This is a genomic window from Pararhizobium mangrovi, assembly GCF_006516965.1.
In the GTDB taxonomy this organism is placed as follows: domain Bacteria; phylum Pseudomonadota; class Alphaproteobacteria; order Rhizobiales; family Rhizobiaceae; genus Pararhizobium_B; species Pararhizobium_B mangrovi.
On record NZ_VHLH01000010.1, the window covers coordinates 62,962 to 81,150 of the forward strand.

Consider the following 18,189-nt stretch of genomic DNA (forward strand, 5'->3'; position numbering starts at 1 on the left):
CTAATGAACGGAGCGACGATCACGGCCTTCGAGTTCCGCAGCATCTGCACGCAAGATGTGGCTTTTCTGCGAGAATCGAATGTCTTCAAGAAGTCTTCGGTTGGCGGCGACGACATCGGCGAGGAAACACACGAGAACGGTCTGGAAACCGATCGTCAGGAGTGCGCCGGCAAGGATGAGGGACTGGATATGGCCTTGCCCGTCGCCGACCGCGTAGAAATAGACGAACCGGAGACCGATCAGGAGCGCGATCAGCAGGAAGAAGGCGGCGATGGCGCCGAAGAAGCGTGCGGGCCGATAGATGACGAAGATACGGATGATCGTCAGGATCGACCGGTTGATATAGGAGGGAATGCTTTTAACGAGGCGAGAGGGGCGCAGATCCGCATTGACGCCGACCGGTACCGAGACCACGCCCAGATTGTGCTGGCCCGCCTGGATGATCGTCTCGAGCGTGTAGGTATAGTTGTTGAAGAGCACGAAACGGCGTGCCGCCGTGCTGGACATGGCGCGAAAACCGCTCGGCGCGTCGGCGACGTCGGTCTTGCTGGTAATCCGCACGACCCAGCTGCCGAGCCGCTGAAGCACCTTCTTGACTGGAGAAAAATGCTCGATCTCGCGGATCGGCCGTGCGCCGATGGCAAGATCCGCGGCGCCGGAGACGATCGGGGCCGTCAGCGCGGGGATATCGGCGGCATCGTACTGGTTGTCGGCATCGGTATTCACGATGACGTCGGCGCCGAGCTTCAGGCAGGCGTCGATGCCGGTCATGAACGCATAGGCGAGCCCCCGGTTGCGCGTATGGCGCACGACGTGGTCGACGCCGTTCGCCCGTGCGACGGCGACCGTATCGTCGGCACTCCCGTCGTCGATGATCAGCCACTCGACCGTATCGAACCCTTCGACCTTTCGCGGCAGATCGTTGAGTGCGATGGCAAGCGTGCCGGCTTCGTTGTAGCAGGGAATCTGGATAATGAGCTTCATGCCGGAACTGCATCTCCACGGGTCGAGCGCGTCATGACCGCCTGATCCTTTCGCCACGGGGATTGACGTTCTAACAGTGGAAGGGCAAGGGTCAAGCAATGCTTCGGGCGCATATGTCCGATTTCTGAATCGAATGTTTTCGAATGCCGATGAAAGACCCCGATCGCAAAGCTTTGGCAATCTTCAGGTGCCGCAAACACTTTGGAAAAATCGTTTGCCCGTCCACGATCTCGAACGACCACGTTCCAGGGTGTAGAGCGCAGTGCTGAAAGGTATTTTCAAGTCGCCGCGAAACCCCCTGAGCGTCCTCTTCATTCTCTTTTCGCTGGCAATTATCATCAATATTGTCGAGTTTCCGTTCATCGAGAGGGATTCGCGACATAATTACAGTGCCGTCTACAAGTATCGATATCAGAACGTTATCCGTGTTGCCATCGATCACGACAATTCATCACGTACGGCCGTAGCGCCCTATTACTATTTAGGGCTCGTCTTTCCGGAAAGCGTCGTGGTGATGCCGACCGATGATCGTCTTGCCGATTCGGTCAGCATACGTTCCTTCGGTCTTGCTTCCGAAATTCGGTATCGCGACTACGATCCGGTCAAGCTTTTCGAGAAGACGAACATCAAGCCGCATCTGTGGAACCTGATGCAACTTGCCGACGATCGGGGAAACGTCGAGCGGGTCATCGAAAAGACGTTCGGCATCGCGACGAGCAATCAGCCCTCCGGCACGTTCGTCATCCTTCATGATCGATCCGGGCGCTTCTATTACGTGGATAGCAACCTTCTCGACGCGCAAACACGGAAGGATCTCGGCATTGGGTGAGTACGTCGTCGTTTCGGGTCTTTTCCTTTCGGGCTGGTCGTTCGGCGTCCTGACCGGACTTTCTGCGGTCGCCGCCTTCTTCTTTTCCTTCATCTGCGGCCTGTCGCTGGTCGTCTTCGTCAGCGCCGTCCTGTTGTGGCTGGGTCTGCCGACGAACGCGTTCTTCGTATGGGCGGTGGCCTGCGGTCTGCCTTTCACGCTGCTAGCAGCAAGACCGATGCGACCCGAACATCTTCGTCCCGGACATTTCCGCACGAGTCTGATCACGATTGTCGTAGGCTTGGTAAGCCTTGCGGTGCTCGTCTTTTTTCTTCGAAGCGTTCCGCTTGAAAAGTATCATATAGACACCTTCAAATATTTCAGAAGTGGGATCCTCTTCTCCCGGAACGAAACGCAATACATAAACCTTAACGACCTCGAAAAGCGGCTCTTCTCGTTTCCGATCGCGCTTTCCCTCGCCCGCATTTATGGCGAATTCTACGTCAAGTCGTTAGTGCCGGCACTGTCCATCGGCGTGCTTTCGGTCTCTCTCTTCTTCTTCTGGGCGATATCCGCGAAGGAGAACGTCACGCGTGCGGCGCGGTACGGTATAGCCGCGCTTATGCTGCTTCTGATGGTAAGCAACAATCGTTATGTCTGGAACTCGTTCTACCTCAACGATCACCTTTACGTAGCGGCCTGCGTGCTCATCATTGCCGGTGCCGGAGTTCTCAACGAGCGGATGGCCGACGTCCCGCGCAGCTTTCTCGTCAGCGTCCAGATCCTCATGATGCCGGCGCTGATCATGGGCCGGGCCGAAGGGTTTCTCCTTGCAGGCTTCGCCATCCTTCCCTTTATCCTCAATCCCGAAGTCGCTCCACGGGACAGGCGGGTGGTGCTGGCCGGCTTCGCAGTGGTGACCTTCGCCTGGCACATGTATCTCGCTCATGCCTTTATGCGAGAAGGCAGTTCACTGCCGCTTTCGGTTTTCGGCCCGGCAGCGCTCGCGGTTCTTGCCGTTCTCGCGGTCCCTTTCATCACGATCACGCCTTTGGTGCGTTTCCGAAGGGCGATCCTAATACTTGCGGAAACCGCTTTATGGGTCGCGCTGCTGGTTGCAACGATCGGCAAACCCGGCGTGATGGTCGAAAGCCTTTCCGCGACCTACCAGAATATCGTCGTGGGAGCTGGCTCCTGGGGGCGCTCTCTCGTCGTCCTCGCGGTGATCTTCGTCTTCGTCCTGGTCTTCTGCAAGGATCGGCGGCTGGCGACCCTACGCTTCCCGGTCACAGCTTCGATTCCGATGTTCTTCCTGCTGGCGTATCTACGGAATGGCGGGGCTTATCGCGTCGGAAACGGCGATTCGCTCAACCGGATGCTGATCGAGATCTTCCCGCTCGCCGTCCTCTATCTTGCGGTGGCCGCGATCTCGCTCGACTGGCGGCGTCCGTTCGTCGTTCCCGATAGGCAAGCGATATCACCGGAAAACGTTTCGAGTTCCCAAACCGCCCATCCTGCATAATCTGCGCATGGAATGGACGGACGAACCCGGCGTCCTGTCTCGGCGATCTCGTTCGTCTGAAGCTTGCACCGTAGCCAACTGTGCAAAACCGGTCGGTCCGTACGGAAAAACGCTTCTTTCTGAATCGCTTCGCTTTCCGCCTGTAAATCGAAAGGGGGAATTAAGGAATTGACTCTGCTGGAACGTGAGAACAAAATGGGAACAAGCTTGTTTTCAGCAGAAGCCGATGGACCTCGGGAATCATGGAACTCGATCATTTGCGTGGGGCGATCGCCCGGATCGAAGGGCAGGCTCGTCGCTTCGAAACTCCGATCCCGACCGGGGAAGGAAGATGGACGTTCGGTCTCGAAGCGGTGGATGCCAACCTGCCGAAGGAAGGGCTGGCGTGCGGGGCTTTACACGATCTTTTTACGGAACAAAAAGTGAACATTGCAGGCGTTTCGGCATTCCTTCTACGGCTCGTCGCGCGGCTTCCGCGTGCAGGTGCCGTCGTATGGTGTCAGTCGCCTTTCGAAACGCGAGAGTACGGCCGCCTCTACGCGCCGGGACTTGCCGGCATGGCGCTCGGGCCGGAGCGGCTCGTCGCCGTCTCGCTGTCGCATCCGCGCGAAATGGGCTTCGTGCTGGAAGCGGCACTTGCCATGGCCCCCGTGGCGGCCGTGGTGGGCGAGGGCGCACCCCTCGAATTCACGCAGACGCGCCGGCTTTCGCTGATTTCGGCAAGGAGCGGCGTGCCATGCATCTATCTCAACACCGAATGCGAGGTGGAGGCTTCCGCCGCACGCACGCGCTGGCGGGTGAACCCTGTGCCCGCCGCCGGCGATCCCGCGGACGAAAGGATGCCCGGCGCACCTGCCTGGGGGGTCGCACTCACCCGTGCGCGCGGTGGCAGGCCCGGTTTCTGGGAGCTTACATGGCATGACGCGACGCATTCTTTCCGTGCACTTTCAAGGCTTGGCGATCGATCGCCTGCGTCGGCTCGAAACCATGCGGCGACGCATGGCGACGAAGCCGCAGGACAACGCAGACGGACGGGCTGAAGCGCCGTTCGTCCTCGTCGAGAACGGTGCGAAGGGCACGCGCATCACGGCCGCCAACGGAGCCGCGTTCGGGGTCGGCGCGCGTCTCGGTCAGGCGCTGAGCGATGCGCGGGCGGTCTTTCCCGGCTTACGCGCCGAACCGGCCGACCCGGGCGCGGACGCCGAGCTTCTCGAAGGGCTTGCGCGCTGGGCGATGCGCTATTCGCCGATCGTGGCGCTAGATGGAACGGACGGGCTGATGATCGATACGACGGGATGCGAACATCTTTTCGGCGGCGAAGCGAAACTCGTCGCCGATTGCCTGAAACGGCTGCGCGCGGCCGGCTTCGCGGTCGCGGCCGGCATGGCCGGTACGCCCGCCCTTGCCTGGGCGCTCGCCCGTTTCGGGGAAGAGGCGGCGATTGCCGGTCCCGGCGAAACGCCGGCGCGCATGAAGGATTTGCCGGTTGCCGCCCTTCGCCTTTCACGGGAGCGCCGGACGCTTCTCAAGCGGTTGGGACTGAAGACGATCGGTGCGCTGGCCGCAGTGCCGCGGGCGGCCCTCGAGCGGCGCTTTCGCTCGCGGGAGGCGGCGCAATCGGTGCAGCTTCGCCTCGACCAGATGATGGGAACGCTCGATGAGCCACTCGTCCCGCTCTATCCGCCGCCGCCCTGCCGGGCGTTTCTTGCCGTCAACGAGCCGGTGATCGACATCGGCGGGGTCGAAATCGTGGTGGAGGATCTGCTCGTCAGGATCTGCCATCGCTTGGTGGAGCGTGGCGAGGGCGCACGGCTCTTCCGCCTGACGGCCTTTCGCGCCGATGGCGGCTCCAGCACGCTCCTTGTTCGGCTGTCTCGACCGGGACGGGCGCGCGAGGCGATCATGCGTCTCTTCGCAGAGCGGCTAGAAGAGATCGACTGCGGCTTCGGCATCGATGGTTTCGCCTTGTCGGCAGAGGACCTGTCGGAGCTTTCGCAAGTCCAGACGGCGCTCGCCGCCGAGGAAGCCGGAGACGGTGCGCAATCCGATCCGCGCGTCTTTTGCGACGGCATCGCGCCCCTCGTCGATACGCTCGCCAATCGGCTCGGCGCGCACAACGTGCATCAGTGGGCGCCGGTCGAAAGCCACGTTCCCGAACGGGCCGTGCGGCGCGTGGCCGTCGGTGGGGCACTCGCCTGGCAGCAATGGCAGGAAAGGGCCAGTCCAGCGCCGCGCCCCTTCCGTCTTTTCGATCGGCCGGAAGCCGTCGAGGTGACCGCCGAAGTGCCGGACGGCCCGCCCATGCAATTCACCTGGCGGCGTGTCCGGCGTCTCGTCACGCGCGCGAGCGGGCCGGAGCGTATTGCGCCGGAATGGTGGCGGGCGGATGCGCGCGGGGTCGCCGTCCGCGACTATTTCGTGGTGGAGGACGGGGAAGGGCGGCAATACTGGCTCTACCGCGAGGGCGGCTACGCCTGCGGCGAACCGGCCCATCCGCGCTGGTACCTGCATGGGCTCTTCGCGTGAGCCGGCCGAACGAAAATCCGCCGATACCCTTCGAGCGTCCGGCCGGGCATGTGCCGAAGCGCGCGCCGGGCACGCTCGTTCCGGCCTATGCGGAATTGAGCTGCACCTCGAACTTTTCCTTTCTGCGCGGTGCGTCGCATCCGGGTGAACTCGTCATCCAGGCGAAGGCGATCGGCCATGCGGCGATCGGCATCGCCGACCGCAATACGCTCGCCGGTGTCGTGCGCGCCTATACGCAGGCCCGAAAGGAGGGGCTGCATCTTCTCGTCGGCACACGGCTCGAAACGACGGATGGCTTTTCCTGCCTGTGCTATCCGAAGGATCGCGCTGCCTATGGCCGGCTCTGCCGGCTTCTGACGAAGGGAAAGATGGCAGCGCAAAAGGGCGAATGCCATTTCACCTTCGACGACATGCTCGCCTTCATGGAAGGGCAGGTGATCGTCGCCCTGCCGCCGGCCGAGGTTGAGGAAGCTTCCTTTTGCCACCGGCTCGGCGATCTCGCGAAAGCCGTGCCGGACGATCTGTGGATTGCCATGCACCGCCTTTACCGTGGCGACGAGCAAAGGCGTTCCCGCCGCATCGCGCACCTTGCCGGCCGGCTGGGCCTGCCGCTGGTGGCGATCAACGACGTGCATTTCCATCATCCCGACCGCCGGCCGCTGCAGGACGTCGTCACCTGCATTCGCGAGAAATGCACGCTGGAGGAGGCGGGGTTTCGCCTTGCGGCCAATGCCGAACGCCATCTCAAGCCTCCCGAAGAGATGGCACGGCTCTTCGCAGCCTATCCCGAAGCGATCGAAGCGACGATGCAGATCGTTGCCCGGTGCACCTTCGATCTGGGTTCGCTCGTCTACACCTATCCGAGCGAGCCGGTCCCTCCCGGTACGACGGCGCAGGCGCATCTCGAGCATCTGGCGAGGGCAGGTGCCAGGCGCATCTACGGCGACCCCGTGCCGGATAAGGTCGCAAAGGCGCTCGAGAAGGAATTCGCGCTGATCGAGGCGCTCAACTACCCGCATTATTTCCTGACCGTCCACGACATCGTCTCCTATGCACGTTCGGAAGGGATCCTGTGCCAGGGTCGCGGCTCGGCGGCGAATTCCACCGTATGCTACTGTCTCGGCGTCACGGCGCTCGATCCGATGCAAAGCAGCCTGCTGATCGAGCGGTTCCTGTCGCGCGAACGCAAGGAACCGCCGGATATCGACATCGATTTCGAGCATAAGCGCCGCGAGGAAGTCATCCAGTACGTCTATGGCCGCTACGGCCGACACCGGGCGGCGCTGGCGGCCACCGTCATCAGCTATCGTCCGAGAAGCGCCGTGCGCGAGGTCGGCAAGGTGATGGGCCTTTCCGAAGACGTTACCGCCGCGCTCGCCGGCACGGTCTGGGGCGCATGGGGCAAGGACATTCCCGACGCGCGAATCCGCGAGGTCGGGCTCGATCCCGAAGACCCTCATCTCAAGCGCACGATGGAACTGACGAAGCAGTTGCTCGGTTTCCCACGCCATCTCTCCCAGCATGTCGGCGGCTTCGTGCTGACCGACGATGCGCTGGAAACGATGGTGCCGATCGGCAACGGCGCGATGGATAAGCGTACCTTCATCGAGTGGGACAAGGACGACATCGACGAACTGAAGATCCTGAAGGTCGATCTTCTCGCTCTAGGCATGCTCACCTGCATGGCCAAGGGCTTTGCGCTGATCAAGAAGCATTACGGCGAGACTTACGAACTGCGCGGCCTAAAGCAGGAGGACGAAGTTTACGCCATGCTCGCGCGTGCCGATGCGATCGGCGTCTTCCAGGTGGAAAGTCGCGCACAGCTTAATATGCTGCCGCGCCTGAAGCCGAAGAGATTCTACGATCTCGTCATCGAGGTGGCGATCGTACGCCCCGGCCCCATCCAGGGCGACATGGTGCATCCCTATCTGCGCCGGCGGGACGAACTGGAAAAGGTCGATTACCCGTCGCCGACCAGGGGCCCGGAGAACGAGCTTAAAGCGATCCTTTCCCGCACGCTCGGGGTACCGCTCTTTCAGGAACAGGCGATGCAGATCGCCATCGACGCGGCGAAGTTTTCGGCCGAGGAGGCGAACGAACTGCGCAAGGCGATGGCGACCTTCCGGCAGGTCGGCACAATCCACACGCTCGAGGACAAGATGGTGGGTCGCATGGTCGAGCGCGGCTATGACGAGGAATTCTCGAAGCGCTGTTTTAACCAGATCAAGGGCTTCGGCGAGTACGGATTTCCCGAAAGCCATGCGGCCAGTTTCGCGTTGATCGTCTACGCTTCGGCCTGGCTGAAATGCTACTACCCGGACGTGTTCTGCGCGGCCCTCCTCAACTCGCAGCCGATGGGCTTCTACGCGCCGGCTCAGATCGTGGGCGATGCGCGAAAGCATATCGAGGTCAGGGCCGTCGATCTCAACCACAGTTTCTGGGACAGTACGCTGGAGGAGGCGGAGGGAAAATATCATGCCGTCCGGCTCGGCTTCCGCCAGGTGGACGGGCTTTCCGAAGCGGTGATGGAGGCGTTTTCCCACTGCCGTGCAGCGCATGGGCCTTTCGCGACGCTCGAAGAAGCCCGTCGGATCGGCGGGCTTACGCTTGCGACGCTGGAAAAGCTCGCAGCAGCGGATAGCTTCCGCTCGCTCGGGCTTGACCGGCGAGAAGGGCTCTGGGCGGTGCGCGGGCTGATGAGCGACCGGCAGTTGCCGCTCTTCGACACGGCCGACGCCGACCCGGCCGGTGCCGACACGCCGGCGACCTTGCCGACCATGCCGCTCTCCGAGCACGTCGTCGCGGACTATCAGACGCAGCGTCTTTCCCTGAAGGCGCACCCCATGCATTTCCTGCGCGAGACCTACCGTGCGCGGCGCATCCGTTCGGCATCGGATCTCGAGGCCACCCGCCACGACCAGCGCGTTGCGGTCGCCGGTGTCGTGCTCGTGCGCCAGCAGCCGGGCACGGCCAAGGGCGTGGTCTTCATCACCATCGAGGACGAGACCGGCTCGGCCAATATCATTGTCTGGCGCAAGGTTCTGGAGAAATACCGGAAGGTGGTCATGGGTGCGCGCGTGCTGATGGTGCGCGGTCGGGTGCAACGCAGCGGTGCGATCATCCACGTCGTGGCCGAGGAACTAGTCGACCTGTCCGACGACCTCGCGATGCTTTCGGAAGGGGAGATGCCCGTACCGGTTTCTCGCGCCGACGAGACCAGGCGACAGCAACGCGAGGACCCGCGCGGCCAGCCCCGGCGCAGCGACCGTGCCATGGAAGGCGCCAACCGGGCACGCCATCCGCGCGAGGTACGCATCATTCCGAAGAGTCGCGACTTTCACTGAGGGCGAACGGCGATGCGTGTTGCGTTGGAGCGATTCAAATCATGTTGGAAATGCCGGTGGTGCGGTGCTCACGGTGCGGCATCGACGGCGGATCTGTCGAAATGGACGACCGGCCTCTTCCCGTCCCAGGGATTAACCTAAAGTGTTTTCAGCCAGACTTGATCTACACTGGCGTCGCGAACGATGCGTCAAACAAAGTGTTTCAACGCCGCTGCCATGCGAGCGGCGTGCCGGATTGAGCATGGACGAAGCGCTTCTTCGGATACCTGACCCTGCAATCGTAAGGAGTAGTTGAATCCCCGAGTCGAACTCAAGAAGGATGCCAGTGTGTGGAGATTGCGTTGCGTTAGATGGGGGCGCGAAGGACGCAATAATTTAAGGTTCCTTCCGCGAAACCGCGGCGTTTCACCTGAAGATTGAACGGCACTGATGGGTATGCCGCCCAGCGCCACGCCTTTGAAATATCGGAATGCGCCGGCAACCGGCATCCTTCGCCCCCAATAGTCGTTGCTATGAGAAAGAACGAGGCCCTATTTCGTGATATAGAAACCGACCGGAGCGGACGAAAGCGCGGTCGCGAGATCGTTCAGGCTTTGTCCTTCCAGGCTGTCGCCCGTCAGTGCGTTGGTGAAGCTTCGCTCGGCAAGCTCGTCGGCCAGCGTCAGTCGTGTTCCGCTCCATTCGGCCGGATCGATCACGCCCGGCGCTTTCGTCATGGCCAACACGCAGCGCGGTACGACGATCAGCGCGACGGCATTCGCATGCCGACAAAGAAAGGCCAGCGCATGGGCGGCCTTCGGACCGTCGATCGGGACCGGTTCGTACGATCCTTCGTCGAAAAGCGCCCGGTTTTTCTGCCGGGCGGCAAGGGCGGCGGCGACCAGATGTTGCTTTGCCGCGCCGCTCGTCACGTCTTCGGGCTTTGCGGGCCAGGATACCGGGCGGTCGAGCGAACGCGTGAGAGCGTCGAAGTCGACCGGACGGCGATTGTCCGGGTCGACGAAGCTCAGATCCCAGCCTTCCGCGCCGTTGTAGACGTCCGGCACACCGGGCGCCGTCACCTTCAAAAGCGTCTGGGCGAAGCTGTTGACCACGCCCGCCGAGACGAAGGGCGCAATGCTCTGCGTGAAGTCGTCCAGAAAACGCCCGTTATCAGGATCGACCAGCCGCTCGGCATAGGCCTTGACCGTGCGCTCGTAGGGTTCGTTGACGGCTGTCCATTGCGTGCGCCGCTTGTCCTCGCGCATCGCCTTTTCGACGAAGCCGAGGAAGCGTTCGCGAAAATCGCCCAGCCATTCGGTTCCTCCGGCCGCGAACGGCCAGGCTCCGAGCAGCGCCTGGTAGAGCATCCATTCGGTTTCGCCGTCCGGCGCCGGCCCGTCTTCGAGGTCCGCGTGGTAGTCGGCATGCATCGCACGCCAGCGTTCCACGTGCCGTCCCCATTCCGCCGGCGCCTCGCTGATCGTATAGAGGCGCGCCCGGGCATCCTCGCCTCTCTTCGTGTCGTGGGTCGCCGTCGCCGAAAGGCCGCGCGGTTCCAGTTCGGCACGGGCGAGCATCTCCGCATGAAAGCCTTCGGCACCGCCGTCGATGCGCTCGGGTTCGCCGCCGACCTCGTTGAGGGCGATCAGCCGGTTCAGGCGGAAAAAGAGCGTATCTTCGAGCGCCTTCGCCATCACCGGGCCGGTAGTCTGCTGGAACCGTCGCGCGAAGGCGAGCGCATCACCGCGCGCGTCGCCGGGAACGTCGAGGCGCAACAACCGGAAGATCAGGGCGCGCGCCGCGGGCTCGCTCTCTGTCTGGTGTCCGTTCTCCAACGACGTTTCGATCTCGCGAAGCCGTTCGACGTCGTTTTCGGTCGGTCCTGATTCGTCGACATAGGTGCGGTAGACGTCGAAGCCGGCCATGACGTCGACGAGGGCGGCACGCAGCACGGTCTTCTCCCGCAGTTCGGCGTCGACCGAAACGGCGAGGGCCGCGGCGCGCCGCGTGAGAATATCGAGTTCGCCTTCGAGATTGTGCGTGATGATCTCGAGCTTTGCCGCGCGCAGCGCTTCGGCGAAATCCGGCGTTCGGCCGAGGGCGTCGTGATAGGCACGATCGAGATCGGCGCTCTTCTCGCCGTCGGCAAGCAGGCGGGAGAGGGCGGCAATGAACTCGTATCCGGTCGTTCCCTCGACGGGCCAGCCGGGTTCCAGCGTCTCGTCTCCCTCGAGGATCTTTTCCACGTGGATCGGCACGTCGGGACCGACGGCAGAGCGCAACCGCTTCAGGTAGCATTCCGGATCCGCGAGCCCGTCCACATGGTCGATGCGCAACCCGTCGATCCGGCCGGACCTGACGAGCGTCAGGATCGAGCGATGCACGTCGCGGAAGACCGGTTCGTCCTCGACACGCACGCCGACGAGACCGGTAATTTCGAAAAAGCGGCGATAGGTCAGAAATTTGCGACCTTCGCGCCATTCGAACAGCCGCCATGCCTGTGCATGATGGAGGCGTTTGATCAGATCGCCATCCTTAAAAAGTTCGGCGAGACGGGCGGGAAGATCGGTATTTTCCGCGGCGTCGGCGAGAGCGGTGCGAAGCATGTCCGGGTTGCCAGGCGTCGCTTCGCCGGCCGCGTTCGCGAGTTCGGCGAAGCCCGGCCCGTCGAGCCGTTCGAAGACGAGCGGATAGCTCTTCGGATGAAGAGGCCAGGCGTTTTCGTAATAGGTGAGCACCAGACGGCCCGCGGCGACGGCAAGGCCGAACTCACCATTTTTCAGGCAAGCGTCGAAATCGGCGCCGAGAAAGGGAAGGGTGATGAAATCGGCCGACCAGTCGATGTCGAAATGACCGGCGAAGGGGCTTTCGGCTCCCCATTCCAGCACGTTCGCCCACCACGGGTTTTCCGTCGAGGCGGCCATGTGGTTCGGCACGATGTCGAGAACGAGGCCGAGGCCGTGTTCCTTCAGCGCATCGGACAGGCGAAAGAAGCCTTCTTCCCCGCCGAGCACGGGATCGATCTGATTGTGGTCCGTAACGTCGTAGCCGTGCGTCGAGCCGCTGGTCGCGGCGAAGATCGGCGACGCGTAGAGATGGCTGACGCCGAGCTCGGCGAGATAGGGGACGATCGCCCGCGCGGCGTCGAAGGTCATGTCCCTGCGAAACTGGATGCGGTAGGTGGCGTCGAGCTCGATCATTTGTCGTGTGGTCTTTCTGCTCGCATCGCTTCGGTGAGCGCTGCGAAGAGGTCGCTTGCGGCGAGATCTTCGAGCGACATGCCGAGGCGGCGACGCCAGTTGGGATATTCGGCAACCGTGCCCGGCAGGTTTACCGGCTTGCGTTCGCCGGCCAGATCCTCGATGCGCACTGCTGCCATGCGCGATGCGGTGCAGGCGAGATGGCGATGAACCGCTGCGACGAAGCCGGTCGGCAGCGCGGATTGGTCGTCTGCCGTGCGCGCGAGAACGGCGTCGGCCTCTTCACGGGTGAGCAGACCGGTGCGCGCGAGATCGCCGGCAAGTTCGCGGCGTTCGCGTTCGCGCATGGCGTTCTGCTCCTCAGCCGCCTCACCGTCGATGAGACCGAATTCGTGACGCAGTGCCACGTCGTCGGCGCGCCACCAACCCTCGATCGTCGGCAGATCGTGCGTCGAAAGGCAGGCAAGCGAGCGTACGGGGTACGCGTCCGGCGGGCGAAAGCCGTCCTCGTCACGCTCGAAATAAAGGATGCGGTAGGATTGCAGGTTCGTCGCGTCCATTACCTCGCGGAACCCGTCCGGCACGTTGCCGAGGTCTTCGCCGACGACGACCGCCTCGTTCTGTTCGGAGGCCTTCGCGATCACGCCCAGCATCTCGCCGATCGGGAAGCGAACGTAGGTGCCTTCGGCGGCCGGCCGGCCACGGGGAATGAAGAAGAGCTGCCAGACCCCCATGGCGTGGTCGACGCGGATCGCGCCGGCGTGGCGCATCACTGCTTCCATGAGGTCTCGATAGGGGCCGAAATCGCGGGCGACGAGTTCTGCCGGCGACAGGCCCGCGAGCCCCCAGTTCTGTCCGGCCTTGGTAAAATAGTCCGGCGGGGCACCGAGTTCGGCGCCGACAACGGCGACCGCTGGCTCCGTCCAGGTGGCCGAGCCATCGGGCGCCTCGCCGACGGCAAGGTCCAGATAAAGCCCGATCGCCATGCCTGCGTCGCGTGCCGTTTCGGCCGCTTCGCCGAGCTGGCGGTCGGCGATGAACTGAAGCCATGCGTGGAAGGAAACATCGTCCGCGTTTTCGCGTGCGAATGCCTCGACCGTGTCGCCCTGCGCGTCGTGCCATTCTTCCGGCCAGGCGTGCCATCCGCCGGTTTCGCCGCTGGACCCGCCGGCACGCGAAAGCGCGATCGCGTCGAAGAGGGCGTGCTTTTCGAGGTTCTGTCCGGCGCGTTCGCGCCAGATCCGGAAGGCATCGTGGGAATAGTCTGCCGAAAGGTCGCCCTTTGCGCGATAAGCCGTCCAGACACGGCGCAGTGCGGCGTATTTCAGTTCGGTAACGTGCGCGTAGTCGACGAGGTCGCCTTCGCGTGCTTTTTCGATGCCGGGCCCATCCGCCATGTTCGGCTTGTAGCCGGGTACCAGATCGACCGCGATATAGAGCGGATTGAGGAACTGCCGGTTCGACGGAAAGAATGGGCTGACGCGTTCCGGTTCCGCCGGGAAGAGGGCATGCAGCGGGTTCGTCCCGACGAACGCTGCGCCGGCGGCGGCGCTGAGTTGAACCGCCACGCGCAGATCGGCAAAGTCGCCGATGCCCCAGTTTCGCGTCGAACGAAGCTGGTAGACCTGAAGCGCGACGCCCCAGACGGAACGGGATTTGAGGATCGCGGGCTCGTAGCACGACAGGCCGCTCGGCGCGCGCAGCTCGAGTTCTTCGGCAGGTGGCGCGCGTTCCAGGCTGAGCGACTGCGCTTCCTGCGTGTCGGCGGTAACGCCGAACGCTTCGAGAAGGGCGATCTTCGTCGCTTCTGAAACGGTGCGATACGATCCGTCGAGCTCATGGTAGCCGAGAGCGATGTGGTAGCGTTCGGCAAGCCGGTCGAGGGTCTCGCCCATCATGCCTCTCCGGTGTCGATGCGCACGATGATCGAGCGTGCGTCGATGTGGTCGTCGCTTCGGATCGTCGTCGCGAACAGGGTTCGGCCCGTGGTCGGCGGGCATTCGCGCGTTTCGCCGGTGAAGTTCGCGCGCATTTCGAGAAGCGCGCCGTCGAGTTGCCAGTCGATACCGATCACGCCGTCGTCCGCCTGAACGACCCGGCTGCAATTGCCGCCGGTACCGGCAAGCCGCGGTACGATCTGGCGATGGCGGATCGTCAGAAGCTCGCGGTAGAGCGCCAGCCAGTGGCGTCCCGTCTCGCTTCCGACCTGCTCCCAATCGATCTTCGCGGCCTCGAATGTCGCGGCGGCGTTCGGATCGGGAATCTTCGCACGGTCGGACGGACTGTCGAACGCGGCGAAATCCGCGAATTCCCTGCGGCGGCCCTCGCGAACGGCTTCGGCGAGCTCGCCGTGGAAATCCGTGAAGAAGGTGAAGGGACGCGTTTCGCCCCATTCCTCTCCCATGAAGAGGAGCGGCACGTGCGGCGAGAGCAGGAGGATCGCCGTCAGGATATGCATCATGTCCTGCTCGGCCAGGTCGATCAGCCGCTCGCCGAAGGCACGGTTGCCCGTCTGGTCATGGTTCTGGAGAAAATCGACGAAGGCGAGCGGCGGAAGGTGGGCGCTCGGCTTGCCGCGTTCGCCGCCCGTCACCGTCTTTTCGCCCTGATAGGCGAAGCCTTCCGCCAGCACGCGGGCGAATTTCGTCCAGTGGTCATGCGCAAAATCGGCGTAGTAAGCGTCCGTTTCTCCCGTCGCGATGACATGGGCAACGTTGTGGAAATCGTCGTTCCACTCTGCGGTGAAGAGGGGGACGGCGCCATTCTCGCCACGTTCGTGCAAGCGGGTGATGTTGCGGTTGTCCTCCGTCGTCAGGTGGACCGGGCGATCGGTGATCTCGGCGCGGATGCGCTCGGCCATTTCGACGAGGATCTCCGGCTTGCTGTCGTCGCGGATGTTGTCGATCGCGTCGAAGCGCAGGCCGTCGAAGCGGAATTCCTTCAGCCAGTAGAGCGCGTTGTCGATCACGAAGGTGCGCACCGGCGCTTCGCCGTAGGCGATGGCAGCACCCCAGGGGGTATGCTTCGATTCGTCGAAGAAGGCGCCGGCATAGGCGGCGAGATAGTTCCCGTCCGGTCCGAAGTGGTTGTAGACGACGTCGAGGAACGCCATCAGGCCTCGGGCATGCGCCGCATCGACGAGCGCCTTCAGGTCGTCCGGCGTGCCGTAGGCATTGTGGGGCGCGTAGAGCGCGACGCCGTCATAGCCCCAGCCGCGGTTTCCGGCGAACTGCGCGACCGGCATGATCTCGATCGCCGTCACACCGAGATCGGCAAGATGGTCGAGCTTGTCGATCGCCGCACGGAACGTGCCTTCCGGCGTGAAGGTGCCGATATGCAGTTCGTAGAAGACCGCCTCCTCGAAGGGGCGTCCGCGCCACTCGGCGGTCTGCCACGCGTAGCTTTCCGGGTCGACGAGGCGCGAGGGGCCGTGGACGTCGCCGGCCTGCTCGCGGGCGGCCGGGTCCGGCACGGCCATGCCGTCCGGGCGCACGAACATGTAATCCATGCCGGGCTTCGCATCGGCCGCGTCGAGCGAGTACCAGCCGTCGCCGGCGGCCTCCATCGGCCGGTCGTCTTCGCTGAGACGCAGCGTCATGGCGTCGACGCCCGGTGCCCATATGGCGAAGCGCGTTCCCCCGCCTTCAAGCGGTGTCGGTCCCCAGTGCGGTGCCTCGGTCATTGCGTGATCGCCTCGAGCAGGATCAGCGAACGGGCAGGGACCTTGAGGCCTTCCTCGTAGCCGGTCTCGCCACCGGAAAGCGTGACGGCGCCGGAATCGGTATCGACGAGGCGGCGCCAGTCGCGGTTTGGCTCTTCGTTGGGGAAGCGGAAGTCGATCGCCTCGAAATGGGCGTTGAAGAAGAAGAGCAGCCGGTCGCCATGGCCGCGCAGAAGCATCGCGACCGAGCGGTTTTCGCCCTTCCAGTCGTCCTCGCCCATCGGTTCGCCGTCCGGGCGTGCCCAGGCGATGTTGCTCACCCCGTCCTCGACCTGCTGGCCGTGGACGAAATCGAACTGATGCAGGAGCCGGCGCGACTTGCGCAGCGCGACGAGCGTGCGCGTAAAGTCGAAGAAGGCTTCGTTGCGCTCGCCGATGTCGTTCCAGTCGAGCCAGTTCATCGGCTCGTCCTGGCAATAGGCGTTGTTGTTGCCGCCCTGGCTGCGGCCGGTCTCGTCGCCCATCAGGATCATCGGCGTGCCCTGCGAAAGCAGCACGGTCGCCATCATGTTCCGGCGCATCTTGTCGCGGAGCGCCAGCACATCCGGATCGTCCGTCTCACCCTCGACACCGCAATTCCATGAGCGGTTGTCGTCGTGGCCGTCGTTGTTGTCTTCCTTGTTCGCCTCGTTGTGCTTGTCGTTGTAGGAGACGGTGTCCATCAACGTGAAGCCGTCATGGGCGGTGACGAAGTTGACGCTCGACCATGGGCGTCGGCCGCGTCGCTCGAAGAGGCTGGAGGACCCGAGAAGCCCACCGGCGAGACCGGGTAGGGCACCCTCGTCACCCTTCCAGTAGGAACGGATCGTGTCGCGGTATTCGCCGTTCCATTCCGCCCAGCCGGGCGGGAAATTGCCGAGCTGGTAGCCGTTCGGTCCGATGTCCCACGGCTCTGCGATCAGCTTGACGTCGGCCAGCACCGGATCCTGGCCGATGGCGCTCAGGAACATGGCGTTTTCGTCGAAGCGGTCGCGTTCGCGGCCGAGAGAGGAGGCAAGGTCGAAGCGGAAGCCGTCGACGTGGCACTCCTCCACCCAGTAGCGCAGCGAATCCATCACCATCTGGAGCACGCGCTTGTGGCCGAGGCGCACCGTGTTGCCGCAGCCGGTCGTGTCGAAATAATAGCGTGGATCGTCGCCGAGGATGTAGTAGCTTGCGTTGTCGATGCCGCGGAAGGAAAGCGTCGGGCCCATCTGGTTGCCCTCGGCGGTGTGGTTGTAGACCACGTCAAGAATGACCTCGATGCCCGCCTCGTGCAGACGGCGCACCATCATCTTGAACTCGTGGATGTTGCTGCGCGGCGAGAGGTAGCGCGTTGCCGGCGAGAAGAAGCCGGCAGTATTGTAGCCCCAGTAGTTCGTCAGGTTCTTCTCGGTGAGGTAGCGATCATCGAAGAAGGACTGGATCGGCATCAGCTCGATCGAGGTCACGCCGAGCTTTTCGAGATGCTCGATCGCGCGCGGGTCGGCAAGCCCGCCGAAGGTGCCGCGAAGCTGGTTCGGCAAATCGGGGTGCAGCGCCGTCATGCCCTTGACGTGGGCCTCGTAGAAGATGGTGTCGGCCCATGGAATACGCGGTCGCGTGTCGTCGCCCCAGGTCACCGCCTTGTCGATCACCTGACACTTCGGCATGACGAAAGCAGAATCGCGCCGGTCGAAGGAGAGGTCTTCCCGGTTGGATCCGACGCGGTAGCCGAAGAGCGCGTCGTGCCAGCGGGTATCACCCACCATCGCGTCGGCGTAGGGGTCGAGCAACAGCTTGTTCGGGTTGAAGCGGTGGCCATTCGCCGGGTCGTAGGGCCCGTGGACGCGGTAGCCGTAGAGCTGGCCCGGCCTTACGTTCGGAAGATAGCCGTGCCAGACCTCGTGGGTGAACTCCGGCAGCGGAATCCGGGCGAGTTCGCGCCGGCCGGCGGCGTCGAACAGGCACAATTCAACCTTTTCTGCATTCGCACTGAAGATCGCGAAGTTCGTTCCCGAACCGTCCCAAGTCGCGCCGAGGGGAAAGGATGAGCCGGGCAGGACCCGGTATTCGCTGGATGCCATGATGCGGACGTTTCCTTCTCGAAGGCATGGGAATGGAATCGCTCACATATCGACATC

Annotated in this window: 10 protein-coding genes; 5 read left to right on the forward strand and 5 right to left on the reverse strand. The window is 63.3% G+C overall.

Going from position 1 to position 18,189, the window contains the following annotated elements; all coding sequences use genetic code 11:
- Nucleotides 1–984: a glycosyltransferase family 2 protein gene (locus FJU11_RS07200; RefSeq protein WP_141166359.1), complete on the reverse strand. Its 984-nt coding sequence runs from the start codon at nucleotides 982–984 to the stop codon at nucleotides 1–3.
- 262 nt (nucleotides 985–1,246) lie between these two features.
- Here FJU11_RS07200 and FJU11_RS07205 point away from each other — a divergent pair, with 262 nt between their 5' ends.
- The 5 genes from FJU11_RS07205 (at nucleotide 1,247) to FJU11_RS07220 (ending at nucleotide 9,184) form a co-directional block, all read left to right on the forward strand.
- Nucleotides 1,247–1,813 (forward strand): hypothetical protein, encoded by a 567-nt coding sequence (locus FJU11_RS07205; protein ID WP_141166360.1) that lies wholly within the window; start codon nucleotides 1,247–1,249, stop codon nucleotides 1,811–1,813.
- Nucleotides 1,806–3,314, forward strand: a complete 1,509-nt coding sequence (locus tag FJU11_RS07210; protein ID WP_141166361.1) for a hypothetical protein — start codon at nucleotides 1,806–1,808, stop codon at nucleotides 3,312–3,314. The genes FJU11_RS07205 and FJU11_RS07210 overlap by 8 nt, the downstream gene beginning before the upstream one ends.
- Nucleotides 3,315–3,736: 422 nt before the next feature.
- Nucleotides 3,737–4,354 carry a hypothetical protein gene (locus FJU11_RS18255; protein ID WP_181408083.1) on the forward strand — a complete coding sequence of 206 codons (618 nt, stop codon included), beginning with the start codon at nucleotides 3,737–3,739 and terminating at the stop codon, nucleotides 4,352–4,354.
- A complete protein-coding gene (locus FJU11_RS18560) occupies nucleotides 4,314–5,840 on the forward strand; it encodes a Y-family DNA polymerase (RefSeq protein WP_235890875.1) in 1,527 nt (508 codons plus the stop codon). The genes FJU11_RS18255 and FJU11_RS18560 overlap by 41 nt, the downstream gene beginning before the upstream one ends.
- Nucleotides 5,841–5,890: 50 nt before the next feature.
- Nucleotides 5,891–9,184 (forward strand): error-prone DNA polymerase, encoded by a 3,294-nt coding sequence (locus FJU11_RS07220; protein ID WP_235890885.1) that lies wholly within the window; start codon nucleotides 5,891–5,893, stop codon nucleotides 9,182–9,184.
- A gap of 530 nt (nucleotides 9,185–9,714) precedes the next feature.
- On the opposite strand, the gene treY is transcribed toward FJU11_RS07220, so the two are convergent.
- From treY to glgX, 4 genes are read right to left on the reverse strand one after another with little or no spacing between them, the layout of a single operon-like run.
- The gene (treY, locus tag FJU11_RS07225) at nucleotides 9,715–12,366 is read right to left on the reverse strand and encodes a malto-oligosyltrehalose synthase (protein WP_141166364.1); all 2,652 of its coding nucleotides are present in this window, start codon (nucleotides 12,364–12,366) and stop codon (nucleotides 9,715–9,717) included.
- Nucleotides 12,363–14,261 (reverse strand): 4-alpha-glucanotransferase, encoded by a 1,899-nt coding sequence (gene malQ, locus FJU11_RS07230; RefSeq protein WP_181408084.1) that lies wholly within the window; start codon nucleotides 14,259–14,261, stop codon nucleotides 12,363–12,365. Before malQ ends, treY begins: the two co-directional genes overlap by 4 nt.
- On the reverse strand, nucleotides 14,261–16,048 hold the full coding sequence (treZ, locus tag FJU11_RS07235) for a malto-oligosyltrehalose trehalohydrolase (protein ID WP_141166366.1): 1,788 nt from the start codon (nucleotides 16,046–16,048) through the stop codon (nucleotides 14,261–14,263). The genes malQ and treZ overlap by 1 nt, the downstream gene beginning before the upstream one ends.
- Nucleotides 16,045–18,132, reverse strand: a complete 2,088-nt coding sequence (glgX, locus tag FJU11_RS07240) for a glycogen debranching protein GlgX (RefSeq protein WP_141166367.1) — start codon at nucleotides 18,130–18,132, stop codon at nucleotides 16,045–16,047. Before glgX ends, treZ begins: the two co-directional genes overlap by 4 nt.
- Between the last annotated feature and the right edge of the window lie 57 nt (nucleotides 18,133–18,189).

Coding starts and splice junctions, on each gene's coding strand:
- FJU11_RS07200 (WP_141166359.1), bottom strand. CDS start 984: ATGAAGCTCATTATCCAGATTCCCTGCTACAACGAAGCCGGCACGCTT.
- glgX (WP_141166367.1), bottom strand. CDS start 18,132: ATGGCATCCAGCGAATACCGGGTCCTGCCCGGCTCATCCTTTCCCCTC.
- treZ (WP_141166366.1), bottom strand. CDS start 16,048: ATGACCGAGGCACCGCACTGGGGACCGACACCGCTTGAAGGCGGGGGA.
- malQ (WP_181408084.1), bottom strand. CDS start 14,261: ATGGGCGAGACCCTCGACCGGCTTGCCGAACGCTACCACATCGCTCTC.
- treY (WP_141166364.1), bottom strand. CDS start 12,366: ATGATCGAGCTCGACGCCACCTACCGCATCCAGTTTCGCAGGGACATG.
- FJU11_RS18560 (WP_235890875.1), top strand. CDS start 4,314: ATGGCGACGAAGCCGCAGGACAACGCAGACGGACGGGCTGAAGCGCCG.